The sequence below is a fragment of the Kitasatospora sp. NPDC001664 genome, from assembly GCF_053596675.1.
In genome coordinates this window covers 212,687-228,991 of the sequence record NZ_JBSFGS010000009.1, presented here as the reverse complement: position 1 = coordinate 228,991, position 16,305 = coordinate 212,687, and the positions used below count along the sequence as shown (strand labels likewise).

Below are 16,305 nucleotides of genomic sequence, written 5' to 3'. Positions count from 1 at the left end.
GGTCACAGCCGTACAAGAAACGATGTGCGTCTGGAACTACCCCGCCGTAACCCGGTTCATGCACACCGCATGCGCATGACTACGGACTGCACTCGCCCCGGCGCCGGGTGCCGACCCCACGGGTGACGCCCCGTCGGCCCGGCCCCGGCCAACTGCCTTGCTCAGCCTTCGAGTTGCTTGCGCACCCACTCCTTGAGCTTCTTGCCGCGACGCGGCTTGGCGCTGCACCCGCCGAAGATCGCCGCGCCCTTGACCCGGACCACCGGGGCGTACGGGTCGGCCACGGTCTGCTCCTTGACGTCGAAGCCGCCGAACAGGCCGAGGCCGCTGCCGTGCAGCGAGACGTTCTCCGGGACCTTGACGTCCACCCCGCCGAACATCGCGAAGACCTCGATCTCCACCTCGGGGGACTCGAAGACCGCGTCGGTGAGGTCGATGTCCACCCCTCCGAAGAGCGCCACGGCCCGCAGGTGCGAACCCACCCGCCAGCGGCCCTTGCGGGCCGCCCCGCCGAAGATCGCCACCACGGTGGGCGCCTCGGCCCGGGCCGGGAGCACCGGCGGGCGGTCGGCGGCGGGCTGCGGCTTGGCCACCGAGACCGGCGCGCCGGGGGCCGGCAGGTCCCGGGTGAGCGGCGCCAGATCGCCCAGGGTCTTCGCCCCGTAGGCGAGTTCGATCCGCTCGGAGTGCTCCTCGACGGTCAGCCGGCCCTCGGCGTAGGCGTCCCGGAGCAGCTCGGCGACCCGCTCGCGGTCGGCGTCGGAGGCGCGCAGCTCGGCCTCGGTGACGGGCGCTTGAGCAGGGACGGAGGCGGGCGCGGCGTCCACCGGACGCTTGGTCAGATCGGCCTTGGACGGCTCGGAGTTCTCCACCCTCCAAGCCTAGTCACCGGAGGTCTGTTCGAACCGGCCTTATGACCAAGTCGTAGTGACTCCCGTCACGCAGGCTCACCTGCGCGCACCCCTTCCTCCGGGGGCACCTAACCTTGAGGGTGCTTCGTCGACGCAGCCGGATCAGTTAAGGACCTCCAGCCATGGCTCCCACGCCAGAGTTCGCCTACTCCGACCTCCTCCCCCTCGGTGCGGACCCGACCCCGTACCGCAAGCTCACCTCCGAGGGCGTCAGCGTCGTCGAGGCCGCCGGGCGCCGCTTCCTGCAGGTCGAGCCGGAGGCCCTGCGCCTGCTCACCGCCGAGGCGATGCACGACATCTCGCACTACCTGCGCCCGGACCACCTGGCCCAGCTGCGCCGCATCCTGGACGACCCGGAGGCCAGCCCGAACGACCGCTTCGTGGCGCTGGACCTGCTGAAGAACGTCAACATCTCGGCCGGCGGCGTCCTCCCGATGTGCCAGGACACCGGCACCGCGATCGTGATGGGCAAGCGCGGCCAGAACGTGCTGACCTCCGGCGGCGACGAGTCCGCCATCGCGCAGGGCGTGTTCGACGCGTACACCAAGCTGAACCTGCGGTACTCGCAGATGGCGCCGGTGACGATGTGGGACGAGAAGAACACCGGCAACAACCTGCCGGCCCAGATCGAGCTGTACGCCACCGACGGCGACGCGTACAAGTTCCTCTTCATGGCCAAGGGCGGCGGCTCGGCCAACAAGTCGTACCTGTACCAGGAGACCAAGGCCATCCTCAACGAGGCCTCGATGCTCAACTTCCTGGAGCAGAAGATCCGTTCGCTCGGCACCGCGGCCTGCCCGCCGTACCACCTGGCGATCGTGGTCGGCGGCACCAGCGCCGAGTTCGCGCTGAAGACCGCCAAGTACGCCTCCGCGCACTACCTGGACTCGCTGCCCACCAGCGGCGACGCCGCCACCGGCCACGGCTTCCGGGACCTGGAGCTGGAGGCCAAGGTCACCGAGCTGACCCAGAAGATCGGCATCGGCGCGCAGTTCGGCGGCAAGTACTTCTGCCACGACGTCCGGGTGATCCGCCTGCCGCGGCACGGCGCCTCGCTGCCCGTCGCGATGGCCGTCTCCTGCTCCGCCGACCGCCAGGCGCTGGGCAAGATCACCGCCGAGGGCGTCTTCCTGGAGCAGCTGGAGACCGACCCGGCCAAGTACCTGCCGGACACCACGGACGAGCACCTGGACGACGAGGTGGTCCGGATCGACCTGAACCGGCCGATGTCGGAGGTCCGTTCGGAGCTCTCCAAGTACCCGGTCAAGACCCGCCTCTCGCTCACCGGCACGCTGGTGGTCGCCCGTGACATCGCGCACGCGAAGATCAAGGAGCGGCTGGACGCGGGCGACGGCATGCCGCAGTACATGAAGGACCACCCGGTCTACTACGCCGGCCCGGCCAAGACCCCGGAGGGCTACGCCTCGGGCTCGTTCGGCCCCACCACGGCCGGTCGGATGGACAGTTACGTCGACCAGTTCCAGGCGGCGGGCGGCTCGATGGTCATGCTGGCCAAGGGCAACCGGTCCAAGCAGGTCACCAAGGCCTGCAACGAGCACGGCGGCTTCTACCTGGGCTCGATCGGCGGGCCGGCGGCGCGGCTGGCGCTGGACTGCATCAAGAAGGTCGAGGTGCTGGAGTACCCCGAGCTCGGCATGGAGGCGGTCTGGCGGATCGAGGTCGAGGACTTCCCGGCCTTCATCGTGGTCGACGACAAGGGCAACGACTTCTTCGCCGAGGTCACCGACGGTCCGTTGATCACCAGTCTGCGGGTGCGTTCGGCGGAATAACGGCGAGTGCCCCGCCCCACCTGCGAGGTGGGGCGGGGCATTTGACGCTCATTCGCCGGATTACGGACGGTTTACCACGTTGCCGAGCGGCTCGTAGGGGCCGTCCTGCTTCGGGGCGGCGGCCGTCTCGGCCGCCGCGGCGGCCTCCTCCTCGGTCTCCGGCTCGGCCAGGATCTCCACGACCTCCAGGAGCCCGCGGTCGGGCTCCACGGCGGTGAGGCTCTGCTCGACGGGTGCGGCCTCGGCCACCGGCTGGGCCTCGTTCGGGGTAGCGGTAGTGGTCTCGGTCTCGGCCATGACGCCGCCTTTCGGGTAATCAGAACAGTCGGCCCGGACGGACGGGTCAGGGCGTGCGCCCAGTATCGTAGGGCCCGCTAAATGTCTTATAAACATCCCGAGGCCCGCCCACTTCTCCAACGTTTGCCCGCTTGCTCATAAGCTGGCGCCTCACCTTGGCCATCATCGGGGGAATTCCATGGAACTTGAGCCGCAGCCACCCACGCTGCGCTTCCAGGTGCTCGGCCCCGTCCAAGCCTGGCGCGGGGAACAACCCCTGTCTCTCGGCTCACCTCAACAGCAGGCAGTGCTGGTCGCGCTGCTCCTCAACCAGGGCCGGCCGGTCACCACCCAGGACCTGGTCGACGGCCTCTGGGGCGACCGGCCGCCACCGCAGGCGGTCGCCGCGCTGCGCACGTACGTCTCGCGGCTGCGCTCGCTGATCGAGCCCGACCGCGAGGTCCGCGCGCCGGCCGAGCTACTGATTTCGGTCAGCGACGGGTACGCACTGCGCATCCCGGGCGAGGCGCTCGACCTCTCGGTCTTCGAGCGCGAGTTCACCCGCGCCGCGATGGCCAAGGCCGGTGGCGACTTCCGGGAGGCGCACCGCCTGCTGGCCACCGCACTGGAGCTGTGGAGCGGACGGCCGCTGGCCGGCATCCCGGGTCCGCACGCGGAGGCGCACCGGAGCAGACTGGCGGAGCGTCAGGTCGCCGCCTGGGAGGAGCGCTGCTCCGCCGCGCTGGAGATCGGACTGCACGCCGAGACCGTCTCGGAGCTGAGCTCGCTCTCGGCCGAACACCCGCTGCGCGAGCGGCTGCGCGAACTGCTGATGCTCGCCCTGTACCGCTGCGGCCGGCAGGCGGAGGCGCTCGGCGTCTACACCGACACCCGGAAGCTGCTGATCGAGGAGCTCGGCGTCGAGCCGGGCGCCGGGCTGGCCTCGATGCACGCCCGCATCCTGGCGGGCGACCCCACCCTGATGCCGGCGACGGCGCGCCTGGCCGATCCGGAAGAGCTTCCGGCGTTCGTCCCACCTGCCCAACTCCCGGCGGACGTCTCGGACTTCAGCGGCCGATCCGAACTCGTGACGGAGCTCCGGGACGTCCTGCGCAGCGGTTCCGGCCAGGCCGTGGTGGTCACCTCGCTGGCCGGCATCGGGGGCGTCGGCAAGACCACCCTCGCAGTGCACCTCGCCCATTCGATCCGCTCGGAGTTCCCGGACGGGCAGCTCTACGTGGACCTCCGCGGCCCCAGTGCCTCGCCGGCCGACCCGGCCGTGGTGCTCGGTGACTTCCTCTACGCCCTCGGGGCACCGGAGACCCCGGACGCCCTGGAGCAGCGCGCCGCGCTCTACCGCTCCCTGCTGGCCGACCGCCGGATGCTGATCCTGCTCGACAACGCCAAGGACGCCCGGCAGTTGCTGCCGCTGATCCCCGGCGTCTCGGGCAGCGCGGTCCTGGTCACCAGCCGTTCGCGGCTGGCCGAGCTTCCCGGCGCCCACCTGGTGGACGTGGAGGAGCTGACGCCCGAGGAGGCGCTGGCGCTGTTCTCGGCCATCGTCGGCGAGCAGCGGGTGGCGGCCGAACCCGAGGCCGCACTCGCGGTGGTGACGGCCTGTGGGTTCCTGCCGCTGGCCGTCCGCATCGCGGCCGCCCGGCTGGCCAGCCGCCCGCGCTGGAGCGTCTCGGACCTGGCGAGGCGGTTAGCGGACCAACGGCGCAGGCTGCACGAGCTCCAGCTCGGCAACCTGGCCGTGGAGACCACCATTGGCCTCGGCTACGGGCAGCTGCGGCCGGACGAGGCCCGGGCCTTCCGCCTGCTGTCGGTGATCGACACCCCCGACCTCCCGCTGGAGGCCGTCGCCGCCCTGCTCGGCACCGACGAGCACGAGGCGGAGTCGCTGGCCGAGGCGCTGGTCGAGGCGAACATGCTGGAGTGCTTCACCCCCGGCCGCTACCGGTACCACGACCTGCTCCGGCTCTTCGCGCAGCGGCAGAACGAGAAGCTGGAGAACGCCGACGAGCTGCAGGCCGCGGTGCTGCGCCTGCTGGACCAGTTGCTGGCCACCATGCGGAACGCGGCCCGCGCGCTGGAGCCCGACGACATCCTTCCCGAGACCCTGCACCAGCCGGTCTCGCCCGGCCGGCAGCTCCGGGACAGCACGGACGCGCACACCTGGCTGCGGTCCGAACTCGCCCTGCTGCTCAGCACGATCGAGGCCGCGGTCCAGGAACCGCTGACCCTGTTGCGCCCGACCGTCGACCTGCTGATGGTGCTGAACAGCCTGGTCGAGGACCCCACGCACGCCCAGCGGATACGGGTGGCGCTGCACGCGGCGGCACACCCGAACGCCGACGCGGCCACCCTGGCCCGGGTCCGGCTCGGGCTCGGGTACCTCCAGCACGTCGCCGGGGACTTCCAGGAGGCCGAGGCCTCGCTGCGTCAGAGCCTGGCGCTCCAGGGCCCGGACGACCGCACCCACCTGCGGGTGAACGCCGCCAACCTGCTCGCCGTGGTGCTCAGCCTCGCCGACCGGCCGGCCGAGGCACTGCCGTTCTTCGAGCAGGCCAGCGAGATCAGCCGCAGCCTGGGCGCCACCATCAGCGAGGCCAGGCTGCTGGGCAACATCGCCCGGGCCCACCTGGACCTCGGCCAGCAGGAGGACGCGGCCCGTTCGGCCGAGGCCGCGGTGGCGGCCGCGCGGGCCTCGGGCAACACGCCGTGCCTCGCGGACACGCTCTACCAACTCGGTGTGGTCCTCAGGTCGACGGGCTCCCCCGGCGAGGCCGCGCCGCACCTGCGCGAGGCGCACAAGCTGTACCAGTCGGAGCAGCGCCGGATCTGGGAGGGCTACTCGCTCGCCCGGCTGGCGCCGTGCCTGCTCGCGGACGACCAGCTGCCGGAGGCGGTCGAGGCCGCCGACGAGGCGCTGGCGATCGGTCAGGAGCTGGACGCCGCCTACTGCCAGGGCCTGGCCAACGCCGCGCTCGGCGAGGCGCTGCTGAAGCTCGGTCAGCCGGCCCGTGGCCTGGCCTGTCTCCAGGAGGCGCTGGCCGTCTTCACCCGGCTCGGTGTGCCCGAGGTCGTCCCCGTACAGGACCTCATCCAACTGCAGCAGCACACCGAGCCCACGGCACCCCCCGCGCCGTGACGCCTGCCCCCCAGCAGGTCCCCCGTCGTGGCGTCAGCGCTCCCGCAGCCCCCCGGCTGCGGGAGCGCCTCGACGCTTCCCCGGCGCTGAGACCACTCTGGCAGGCCCCGATTGACAACCGATAAACGCCGTCCGGCCCGGCTCCGTCAGGTCCGGGGGCGGACCCCGTCGGCCGCTGCCCCGGTCCGCCGCCGGGTCGCGCCACCCGGTCGCGCCACGCGGCGCGGAGGGGGAGCACGCACCACCCCCTCCCGCTCCTGAGTGCTCCCGTCATCCCGGCCAAATTCGTCCCGACCGGCACGAGTTGGCCGGAAATGGACCCTACGGTCGGTTGATCGCGCCTATTCTCGGAGGCCAGCGACGTATTGACGGCGAGCCGACAGAGGCAGAGGGAGCGGCAGGGCGGCGGCGCGGAGCAGGGTGTGACGCGGGAGCGTGACGGACCGTCACGAGCGGCGCACGGGGGGCGATGGAGACCTCCGGGCACCGCCGGCCGACGGCCAGGGTGAAAGGTGCCTCTCAATCGTGACGACCGGACAGATATCCGATCCCGCCCAGGGTCACGGCTCCCAGCGCGACCCGCACCACCTGTGCCTCCGACGGGCCGAGCGCGCGCTCCAGGCGGTGGCCTTCGACGCGATCGGGGCCCGGTACATGGAGGCCTTCCCGGCCAAGGCCGGGCAGCTGGACGCGGGCGAGTGGCTGCTGGAGGAGCTGGAGCCGGGCGCCCAGGTGCTGGACGTGGGCTGCGGGACGGGCGATCCGACGGTCCGTCAACTCACCGAGGGCGGCCTGCGGGTGACCGCGGTCGACCTGTCGGACGGCATGCTGCGGCTGGCCCGCGCCGCGGTGCCGGGAGCCGAGTACCACCGGATCGACATGTACGACCTGGCCACGCCGCGGGCGGTCCGGGCCTGGGGCGCACCGGAGCTGGGCCCCGAGGCGGCCGGGCGGTACGCCGCGGCGACGGCCTTCTTCTCCCTCATCCTGCTGCCGCAGGCGGAGATCCCCGAGGTGCTCGGCCGGATCCGGACGCTGCTCAGGCCCGGCGGCCTGCTCGCGCTCGGCATGGTCGAGGCCGACCTGGACCACGCGCCGCTGCCCTTCCTCGGCCACGAGATAAGGATCAGCGGGTACCTCCGGGAGGAGCTGGAGCAGACCCTGCACCGGGCCGGCTTCACCGTGGAGTGCCACGACGGCCACCCGTACGCTCCCGCCTGCACCACGCTGCCGCCGGAGGAGCAGCTCTTCCTCCGCTGTCGCCGGACGGGCTGACGCCCCGTCCGCGACGCGGCCCGGCCCGACCGCAGACCGACCGCAGACCGACCGCACCGTGACCGCCCGTACAGAGACCGCCCCCTAGAGACGCCAACCCTCGCAGAACGGCAGCCCGTGCGCGACCTTCCCGAGCCCCGGACGGGGCAGTCACCCGTCGTGCCGCCGCAGCGGCGTCCCCCGCTGCTGCCCGGCGGCCGGGCCCGCACCGCCGAGCGCCTGGCGTACCTCGACAACGCCACCCGGCGGATCAACAGTTCGCTCGACCTCGCCGCGACGCTGCGCAACCTCGGCAAGGTGGTGGTCCCCGCGCTGGCCGACGCGGCCGTGGTGCACCTGCGGGACCCGCTGCCCGACATGGAGCGCTTCTCCGGCAGCCCGGCCGCGCTGACCATCCACCACCTGCACGGCACCCGGCTCGGCCGCCGCTCCCGGACCAGGCGGCTGGTGCCGGGCGGTGCGGTGGCCAGGGCGCTGAACCAGCAGTTCCCGACCGGCCCGGTGGTGCTGGGCACCCCTTCCGCGGCCCGGCTGCGGCCGCTGCTGGAGGAGCTGTACGGGGCCCGCACGCTCGGCCGCCTGGCCACCGGGACCGCGCTGCTGGCGCTGCCGCTGCGGGGGCGCAAGACCGTGCTCGGCCTGCTCCTGCTGATCCGCCGCCCCGGCAAGAGCCCCGCCCCGGCCACCACGGCCGGCGCCGCCGCGAGCAGCGCACTCCCGCCCCCGGAGCGGCAGTTCACCGGCCCGGGCGCCCCGGACGCCTTCGCCCTGACCGCCGCCTACGACGCCGCGCTGGCCTTCGACGCCACCGACACCGCGACCGCCTCCCACCTGGCCACCCAGGCCGGCCTGGCGGTGGACACCGCGCTGCGCTACTCCCGCGAGTGGGAGATCGCCGACGAGCTCCAGCGCTCCATGCTGCCCACCCACCTGCCGCAGCGGCACGGCGTCCGGCTGGCCCACCGCTACCTGCCCTGCGAGCGCGGCGCCCAGGTCGGCGGGGACTGGTACGACTCCGTCCCGCTGCCGGGGAACCGGGTCGCCCTGATCGTCGGCGACGTGATGGGCCACTCGCTCACCTCGGCCGCCATCATGGGCCAGCTCCGCACCAGCGCCCAGACCCTGGCCGCGCTCGACCTGCCGCCGCACGAGGTGCTCTACCACCTCGACGAGCAGGCCCAGCGGCTCGGCCGGGAGCAGCACCTGGCCACCTGCGTGTACGCGGTCTACGACCCGATCGCCAACCGGGTGGTGCTGGCCAACGCCGGGCACGTACCGCCGGTGCTGGTCCAACCGGACGGCACCGCCGAGCTGTTGGAGCTGCCGGCCGGGGCGCCGATCGGCGTCGGCGGGGTGGACTTCACCTCCGTCGAGCTGCCCGCACCGCCCGGCTCGGCCCTGCTGCTCTTCACCGACGGCCTGGTGGAGACCCGGCGCCGCCCGCTGGCCACCGGGCTGGAGCTGCTCCGCAGCCGGCTCGGCCACGCCCTACCGCGCACCCCCGACCAGCTCTGCCAGGAGGCCCTGCGGATCCTGCCGCCGGGGGACCGGGCCGACGACATCGCCCTGCTGGCCGCCACCTTCGACGGCATCCCGGCCGAGGACGTCGCCTACTGGTACCTCCAGCCCCGGCACGAGACCCCGGGCCGGGCCCGCCGGCTGGCCGGGCACGCGCTGCGCCGCTGGGGCCTGGAGTCCCTGGTGGACAACACCGAACTGATGGTCAGCGAGCTGGTCACCAACGCGATCCAGCACGCCACCCGGCCGGTCACCCTCCGGCTGGTGCGCACCTCGGTGCTGCGCTGCGAGGTCGGCGACGACAGCGCCCTGCTCCCCCGGGCCCGCCGGGCCGGGCCGGAGGACGAGCGGGGCCGGGGTCTGCAGATAGTGGCCCGCTGCGCCGAGCGCTGGGGCGCCACCCGGCTCGGCGCGGGCAAGGTGGTCTGGTTCGAGCAGCGGCTCCCGGCGGCCCGGCCGATCGCCTGACCGGCCGTCAGCCGCGGTACGGGCGGGAGGTCAGGGCGTACAGCGCCCCGGCCGCCTCCGGGCCGAGGACCGCCTCGGCCAGCGGCGGGTTGGCCGACAGCCGGTGCACGGCGCGGACCACGTCGGCCTGCCAGAGCAGGTCCAGTGCGTCGGCCACCTCGGCGGCGGTGGTGTGGTCCCCCGCCTCGGTGCGGGTCAGCCAGTCCCGCAGCAGTGCCTTGACCACCGCGAAGGCCAGCCGCCGCCCCCGGACCAGCTCGGCACGGGAGTTGAGCGCGAAGACCTCGATGGTGGCCTCGCCCTTCGCGGTCAGGCCCTGGTAGGCGCCGGACTCCAGGTAGAGCAGCAGGTGGTCGGCCGGGTCCTCGGCGGCCGGGTCGATCAGCAGCGGATCGCCCGCCGGGTCGCAGGGGAAGCGGTCCCGCTTCTGGTTGGAGTTGCAGTACGCGCAGGCCAGCAGGTGGTTGTGCCAGTCGAAGGTGCGCAACGGGGCCCGGGCGATCGGCTCGAAGTGGTCGATGTCGGTGCCCAGGTTGTCCCCGCAGTACATGCAGCGCAGCAGCCCCGGGGACATCTCGTGCAGCAGCGCGCGCAGCCGGGCCTTCGGCACCCGGGCGGTCCGCCAGGCCGCCCGCCCGCTGGCGGTGGTCACCCCGGCCCGCCGGATCGCCTCCGTCCGCTGCGCCAGCTCGGCCGCCAACCGGTCGTTCAGCGGCGGCCGTTGCAGCGGGATCACCGCCCACCGCCCAGTCTGTCCCGGGCCTCGTCCACCCGGGCCGCCAGCGAGGCGTTCAACTTGGCGCCCAGCTCCCGGTACTCGGCCAGCTCGGCGGCCGAGGCCCGCCCCGCGTACAGCTTCTGCTCCAGCGCGACCAGCAGCCGCCGCTCCGCCTCCGCCTGCGGCGAGTACACGCTGGGCATGGCGAACAGCTCGGTCAGCGCGGTGTCGTCGCCGCTGCCGTAGACCACCCGTTGGTGCAGGTCCTCGTCCAGCACGTACGGGCCACGGCGCTCGGCCGGGCCCGGCACCCGGACCAGCCCGCCGGGGTCGGCGGCCTGGCAGACGTAAGGGCTGTGGGTGGAGACGATGAACTGCAGGCCCGGGAAGTGCGTGACCAGCCAGTCGCCGAGCCGCTGCTGGCCCTCCGGGTGCAGGTGGGCCTCCGCCTCGTCGATCAGCACCACGCCGGTGACCGGCACCGTGGGCGGCGTGCCGTCGACCACCAACTCCTCGTCGGGGTGGGTGCGGTGGACCCTGGCCAGCAGGTCGAGCACCAGGCCGACCAGCTCGCCGGTGCCGCCGTCACCGAGCGGGGCCTCCCGGCCGGCCCCCGTGATGCGGATGCCGTCGCAGTCGATCCGGCCCAGGCGGCTGCCCTCCGGGAGCAGGCCGTCGTCCAGCAGCGCCCTCACCCCGCGGACCAGCTCGACCGAGCCCGGCTGGCGCTCCAGGGCCAGCAGCTGCTGGCCCGTCAGCCAGGAGACGCCCTCGGCGAGGTGGCGGCGGGCCGGGTAGTGCGCCAGGAAACCGAGCGGGCCGTTGCGGCGGCACTGCAGCCCGCCGGTCTCGGTCCTGGTCACCCGCCAGTGCGCGCCGTCCAACCGGACGCCGCCCTCCTCCGCCCCCTCCGGCAGCCAGCCCAGCGGGTCGGTCGGCTCGCCGAGGGCGGCCGCGACGGCGGCCAGCAGGGTGGTCTTCCCCGCTCCGTTGGGGCCGGCGAGCACCGTCCAGCCGGCGTGCGACCCGTCCGGCCTGGTCAGGTCCAGATCGACCGCCCGAGCGCCCCGGAAACCGCGCAGGTTCTCCACCTCGACCCTGGCGACGTACATCCGCCCACCCCCATGTCCAGTGCGATCAGCCTAGGAGTTGAGTACCCGTCAGGACATGATCCGGACCGGCAACTCCACGAGAACCTTTGGGTTGACCGGCGAACGTGGCTACGCCATCGGGGGCGCGAGGAACTGCGCGCAGGGGAACGGCACCACGTGCGACTGGCTCGCCTGCCCCGATCCCACGCTGGTCCGCCTTCCGCACTCGCGCAGTTCCTCGCGCCCCTGCGGGGCGCTCCTCCCGGAGCGTCAGGTGACGATGCGGACCGGGAGTTCGGCGAGGACGTCGCGGAGGGCGACGGCGAAGCGTTCGTACTCCGGGGCGCGGGCGGAGCCGGGGCGGGTGGCGAGGCCGATGCGGCGGCCGGGGGCGGGGTGGGCGAAGCGGACGGCGGAGAGGCGGTCGGTGCGGCCGGTCTCGACGTCGAGGGCGGTGGCCGGCAGGAGGGTGACGCCGAGGCCGCCGGCGACGAGCTGGACCAGGGTGGAGAGGCCGGCCGCCCGGGTGGAGCCGCCCGCGTCGGCGCCGACCTCGCGGCAGAGGTCGAGTGCCTGGTCCCGCAGGCAGTGCCCCTCCTCCAGCAGCAGCACGTCCAGGTCGAGCAGCACGTCCCGCGGCACGTCCGCCCGCCCGGCGAGCTCGTGCTCGGGCGGCACGACCAGCACGAAGTCCTCGTCGAAGAGCGGGACGTCCCGGGTCGGCGAGGAGCCGCCGGCCGGGAGGGCGAGCAGCAGCAGGTCGAGCCGCCCGTGGGCCAGCCCGTCCAGCAGCGAGGGGGTGCGCTCCTCGTGGACGTGCAGTTCGAGGTCGGGGTAGGAGCCCCTGACCAGCCGGAGCACGGTGGGCAGCAGGTACGGTGCCACGGTCGGGATCACCCCGAGGTGCAGCGGCCCGGTGAAGGGCCGCCGGGCGGCCTCGACCTCCTCGGTGAGGGCGTGCAGGGTGGTGAGCACCCGGCGCGCGTGGTCGGCGACCCGCTCCCCCAGCGGGGTGATGATGACCTTCCGGGTGGTCCGCTCGACCAGTTGGGCGCCGAGGGTCTCCTCCAGGGCGGCGACCGCCCCGGAGAGGGCGGGCTGGCTGGTGCCGCTGGCGGCGGCGGCCTCGCGGAAGTGGCGGTGTTCGGCGACGGCCAGGAAGGCCTTCAGCTGGGCGATCGTGGGGGTGCGGGGCGTGCGGGGCCTGGTGCTCATGGAACTGATAGCTCTCTCCGATCAGATGGATCGAGTCTAACGATTTCCCCTATCAGTCTCGGTGTGCGACTGTGGATGTTGTCCGGATACCGGACAAATCCCCTCAGTTTCCAAGCCTGGAGAAGCGAACGTGCTTACGATCGGTGACAAGTTCCCGGAGTTCGAACTCAACGCCTGTGTCGACCTCGACGCCGCGAACGCCTTCGCCGAGATCAACCACAAGTCCTACGAGGGCAAGTGGAAGATCGTCTTCTTCTGGCCGATGGACTTCACCTTCGTCTGCCCGACCGAGATCGCCGCGTTCGGCAAGCTGAACGAGGAGTTCGCGGACCGCGACGCCCAGATCCTCGGCGTCTCCGGCGACTCCGAGTTCGTGCACCACGCCTGGCGCAAGGACCACAAGGACCTGCGCGACCTGCCCTTCCCGATGCTGGCCGACGTCAAGCACGAGCTCATGCGGGCCTGCGGCGTCGAGGGCGCGGACGGCACCGCCCAGCGCGCGGTCTTCATCGTGGACCCGAACAACGAGATCCAGTTCGTCATGGTGACCGCCGGCTCCGTCGGCCGTAACCCCAAGGAGGTCCTGCGGGTGCTGGACGCCCTGCAGACCGACGAGCTGTGCCCGTGCAACTGGAACAAGGGCGAGGACACCCTCGACGCCCAGTCCCTGCTGGCGGGCTGACCCATGGCGCTCGACGAACTGAAGGCGGCCCTTCCGGAGTACGCGAAGGACCTGAAGCTCAACCTGAGCGCCGTGATAGGCAACTCCGAGCTGCCCTCCCAGCAGCTCTGGGGCACCGTGCTCTCCTGCGCCATGGCGACCCGCTCGGCCTCCGTGCTGCGCGAGCTGGAGCCGGTGGCCAAGGCCGAGCTGAGCCCGGCGGCGTACAACGCCGCCAAGGGCGCGGCCGCGATCATGGGCATGAACAACGTCTACTACCGGACCACCCACCTGCTGTCCGACAAGGACTACGCGGGCATGCGGGCCGGTCTGCGGATGAACATCATCGGCACCCCGGGCGTCGAGAAGGCCGACTTCGAGCTGTGGTGCTTCGCGGTCTCCGCGATCAACGGCTGCGGCCAGTGCCTCGACTCGCACGAGGGCGTGCTGCGCAAGGCCGGCGTCGACCAGGAGACCATCCAGGCCTCCATCAAGATCGCCGCGGTGGTCCAGGCCGTCGCCTCGGTGCTGGACGCCGAGGCCGCCATCTCCACCGACGCGCTGGTCTGACACCGCGTCAACCGACGAGGGGCCCCTTCCGGGTGAACCGGAAGGGGCCCCTCGTCGCGTGCGCGCCCTCAGGAGCGCTCGGCCGCCTGCGCGGCCTGGGCCGCCTCCAGCGCCTCGAAGACCTGCTGCCCGGCCGCCGCCCGGCGGCGCAGGTGGGAGACCACCGTGTTGGTCACCGCGATCAGCGGCACCGCCACCACCGCCCCGCCGATCCCCCCGACGATGGTGCCGGCCGCGACGCCGAGCACCACCGCGAGCGGGTGGACCCGCACCGCCCGGCCGAGGATCAGCGGCTGGAGCAGGTGCCCCTCGATCTGCTGCACCGCCACCAGCACCACCAGCACCATCAGGGCGGTGAACGGGCCCACCGTCACCAGCGCGATCAGCACCGCGATGGTCCCCGTCACCAGCGCGCCGACCAGCGGCACGAAGGCCCCGAGGAAGACGATCACCGCCAGCGGCATGGCCAGCGGCACCCCGAGCAGCTCGATGCCGATGCCGATGCAGAGCGCGTCGATGAAGGCCACGCAGACCGTGCCGCGCACGTACGCGGTCAGGGTGGTCCAGGCCTTGGGGCCGGCCCCGGCCATCGCGTAGCGGGACTGCCGGGGCAGCACGCCGAGCAGCCAGTTCCAGATCCGGGCACCGTCGTAGAGCAGGAAGAAGGTGGTGAAGAAGGCCAGCACCACCCCGGTCAGCACCTCGACCGCCACCGTCACGCCGGTGAAGCCGGCCGAGGTGATCTGCTCGGAGTTGGTGCCGATCGCGGTGGAGATCTGCTTGGCGAAGTCGGTGATCTGCTGCTCCGTCAGGTGCAGCGGCCCGGTGACCAGCCACTCCCGCAGGCGCTCGACGCCGGCCTGCACCTGGTCGGTGACGTCGTGCAGGTTGGTGCTCACCTGCCACACCACGAACCAGCCCACCAGACCGATGCCGCCTATCCCGGCCAGGAAGCTGCTGGCCGCCGCGAGCGAGCGCGGCACGCCGTGCCGCTTCTGCCAGGAGACCACCGGCTCCAGCAGGGCCGAGACCAGCAGCGCCGCCAGCACCGCGAAGGCCACCAGCCGGAGCATGTCGACCACCCGGAAGACCAGGTAGAGCGCCCCGGCCAGGAGCAGCAGCCGCCAGGTCGACTCGGCCGCCACCCGCAGCCCCCACGGCACCGCCTCGGCCGGGGTGGCCGGTCGGACCGGGTACGGGTCGCGGGCCGGCTCCGGCCGGGGCGGCTCGGCGGGGGCCTCGACGAAGACCCGCACCTGCGGCACGGCCTGCGGTTCGCGCTGCACCGGCAGTCCGGCTCCTCCCGTTCCCGGCTCGTGCGCCGGGCGCGCGGCCGACGCCGCGGACGCGGCCGAACCGGCCCGCGCCGCCCGCCGCTGCAGCGCCGCGCTCAACCGGGCCGCGGCCCGGGACATCCAGAGGCCCTGTGACACCTCGACCACCGCTCCCCGCTCGTGCCGTGGGTCCCGCCACGACGATCCGGGGACGACGCTACCGGGCCGGGCCTCGCGTCAGCCACGGGTATCCCGGACCGCTCCTGACAGACCGTCCGCAAACGGGAGGTTTCGGACACCACGATCCCGGGGAGGGGGCGGAGTACACGGACCAACTGTCCGCGGACCGGCCCGGAGGCACCAGGACCCCCTCCGGCCCCCGCGTCCGCACCCGGCCGCACCGCCCGCGCGCACGGTCAGCGCATCCGGGCGGCGCGGCCCACCGACGCCCCGGGCACGACGAAGGCCCCGACCTGATCGCAGGTCGGGGCCTTCGTCGTGGTGTCTAGTACCAGTGGTGGGACTGCCAGAACTGCCAGGCACCGCAGGGCGAGCCGTAGCGGCTGTTCATGTAGTTCAGGCCCCACTTGATCTGGGTCGCGGGGTTGGTGCGCCAGTCCGCGCCGGCCGAGGCCATCTTGGAACCGGGCAGCGCCTGGACCAGGCCGTACGCGCCGGAGCTCGGGTTGCTCGCCGTGTAGTTCCAGCCGCTCTCGCGCTTCACGATCTGGCTGAAGCACTGGAACTGCGTGTCGTTGCCGACGATCTGGAGGGCCATCTCCTGGACCGAGCCGGGGCTGACGGTGGCCATCACGGAGCGCGCCTTGGCGCGGTTCGCGGCCTCCTCGTCGGCCTTCCGCTTCTCCTCGGCCGCCTTCGCGGCCTTCTCCGCGTCGGCCTTGGCCTGCGCGTCCGCGGCCGCCTTCTGACGGGCCGCCTCCTCGGCGGCCTTCTTGGCGGCGGCGTCGGCCGAAGCCTGCTGAGCGGTCGCCTGGGCGGCGATGTGGTCGCTGACCGTCTGGGCGTGGGCGCCCACCGGGACGTCCTGGAGCAGGGTGGCTCCCGCGACGTCGACCGTCTGGGTCGGCTTGCCCTCGCTGCCCGAGGCCACGCCCACGACCGCACCGACTGCGGTGACGGCGGTGGCGGAGGCCACGGCAACTCCCCGGACCGAGATCCGAGTCACATGGTTTCCTTCCAGCAGCACCCACAGCCGTGACCGTCCGGGTGCACCATGCCCCTGGTCACTGGCCTCCATGGTGGTGCTCTGGTCACGGGAGACGCGGGCCCGGCACCTCTCCGGCAGGCCGGATCGGCGGTTCGTTCGGGCGGCGTACGGCTCATGGCTGTTCAGTTGTCCACCCGACGACCGGAGTTGTCGGGT

Annotated in this window: 13 protein-coding genes; 6 read left to right on the top strand and 7 right to left on the bottom strand. The window is 72.9% G+C overall.

Going from position 1 to position 16,305, the window contains the following annotated elements; genetic code table 11:
• Nucleotides 1-161 precede the first annotated feature (161 nt).
• A complete protein-coding gene (locus ACWCYY_RS15505) occupies nucleotides 162-872 on the bottom strand; it encodes a DUF1707 SHOCT-like domain-containing protein (protein ID WP_449796282.1) in 711 nt (236 codons plus the stop codon).
• Nucleotides 873-1,033: 161 nt separating this feature from the next.
• Here ACWCYY_RS15505 and ACWCYY_RS15500 point away from each other — a divergent pair, with 161 nt between their 5' ends.
• Nucleotides 1,034-2,701: a fumarate hydratase gene (locus ACWCYY_RS15500; protein ID WP_345282091.1), complete on the top strand. Its 1,668-nt coding sequence runs from the start codon at nucleotides 1,034-1,036 to the stop codon at nucleotides 2,699-2,701.
• A gap of 60 nt (nucleotides 2,702-2,761) precedes the next feature.
• On the opposite strand, the gene ACWCYY_RS15495 is transcribed toward ACWCYY_RS15500, so the two are convergent.
• Nucleotides 2,762-2,998, bottom strand: coding sequence for a hypothetical protein (locus tag ACWCYY_RS15495; protein WP_345282089.1), 237 nt, complete (start codon nucleotides 2,996-2,998; stop codon nucleotides 2,762-2,764).
• A 178-nt stretch (nucleotides 2,999-3,176) separates the two neighbouring features.
• Here ACWCYY_RS15495 and ACWCYY_RS15490 point away from each other — a divergent pair, with 178 nt between their 5' ends.
• From ACWCYY_RS15490 to ACWCYY_RS15480, 3 genes are all read left to right on the top strand, one after another.
• Entirely contained in the window at nucleotides 3,177-6,131 is a 2,955-nt protein-coding gene (locus tag ACWCYY_RS15490) for an AfsR/SARP family transcriptional regulator (RefSeq protein ID WP_449796281.1), read from the top strand.
• 588 nt (nucleotides 6,132-6,719) lie between these two features.
• Nucleotides 6,720-7,406: a class I SAM-dependent methyltransferase gene (locus ACWCYY_RS15485; RefSeq protein ID WP_449796298.1), complete on the top strand. Its 687-nt coding sequence runs from the start codon at nucleotides 6,720-6,722 to the stop codon at nucleotides 7,404-7,406.
• A gap of 117 nt (nucleotides 7,407-7,523) precedes the next feature.
• Nucleotides 7,524-9,392 (top strand): SpoIIE family protein phosphatase, encoded by a 1,869-nt coding sequence (locus ACWCYY_RS15480; protein WP_449796280.1) that lies wholly within the window; start codon nucleotides 7,524-7,526, stop codon nucleotides 9,390-9,392.
• Nucleotides 9,393-9,399: 7 nt separating this feature from the next.
• Here the strand turns inward: ACWCYY_RS15480 and ACWCYY_RS15475 are convergent, their stop codons facing one another.
• The 3 genes from ACWCYY_RS15475 to ACWCYY_RS15465 all read right to left on the bottom strand — a co-directional run bounded on the left by ACWCYY_RS15475 (nucleotide 9,400) and on the right by ACWCYY_RS15465 (nucleotide 12,416).
• Nucleotides 9,400-10,128 carry an HNH endonuclease gene (locus ACWCYY_RS15475; protein WP_345282083.1) on the bottom strand — a complete coding sequence of 243 codons (729 nt, stop codon included), beginning with the start codon at nucleotides 10,126-10,128 and terminating at the stop codon, nucleotides 9,400-9,402.
• Nucleotides 10,125-11,222 (bottom strand): AAA family ATPase, encoded by a 1,098-nt coding sequence (locus ACWCYY_RS15470; protein ID WP_345282081.1) that lies wholly within the window; start codon nucleotides 11,220-11,222, stop codon nucleotides 10,125-10,127. The genes ACWCYY_RS15475 and ACWCYY_RS15470 overlap by 4 nt, the downstream gene beginning before the upstream one ends.
• 249 nt (nucleotides 11,223-11,471) lie before the next feature.
• Nucleotides 11,472-12,416: a LysR substrate-binding domain-containing protein gene (locus ACWCYY_RS15465; RefSeq protein ID WP_449796279.1), complete on the bottom strand. Its 945-nt coding sequence runs from the start codon at nucleotides 12,414-12,416 to the stop codon at nucleotides 11,472-11,474.
• A 130-nt stretch (nucleotides 12,417-12,546) separates the two neighbouring features.
• Here ACWCYY_RS15465 and ACWCYY_RS15460 point away from each other — a divergent pair, with 130 nt between their 5' ends.
• Nucleotides 12,547-13,098, top strand: coding sequence for a peroxiredoxin (locus tag ACWCYY_RS15460; protein ID WP_345282077.1), 552 nt, complete (start codon nucleotides 12,547-12,549; stop codon nucleotides 13,096-13,098).
• Nucleotides 13,099-13,101: 3 nt separating this feature from the next.
• Nucleotides 13,102-13,647: a carboxymuconolactone decarboxylase family protein gene (locus ACWCYY_RS15455; protein WP_345282075.1), complete on the top strand. Its 546-nt coding sequence runs from the start codon at nucleotides 13,102-13,104 to the stop codon at nucleotides 13,645-13,647.
• Between the two features lie 68 nt (nucleotides 13,648-13,715).
• On the opposite strand, the gene ACWCYY_RS15450 is transcribed toward ACWCYY_RS15455, so the two are convergent.
• Nucleotides 13,716-14,933 carry an AI-2E family transporter gene (locus ACWCYY_RS15450; protein ID WP_345282073.1) on the bottom strand — a complete coding sequence of 406 codons (1,218 nt, stop codon included), beginning with the start codon at nucleotides 14,931-14,933 and terminating at the stop codon, nucleotides 13,716-13,718.
• A gap of 493 nt (nucleotides 14,934-15,426) precedes the next feature.
• Nucleotides 15,427-16,107, bottom strand: a complete 681-nt coding sequence (locus ACWCYY_RS15445) for an aggregation-promoting factor C-terminal-like domain-containing protein (RefSeq protein WP_345282071.1) — start codon at nucleotides 16,105-16,107, stop codon at nucleotides 15,427-15,429.
• Nucleotides 16,108-16,305 lie beyond the last annotated feature (198 nt).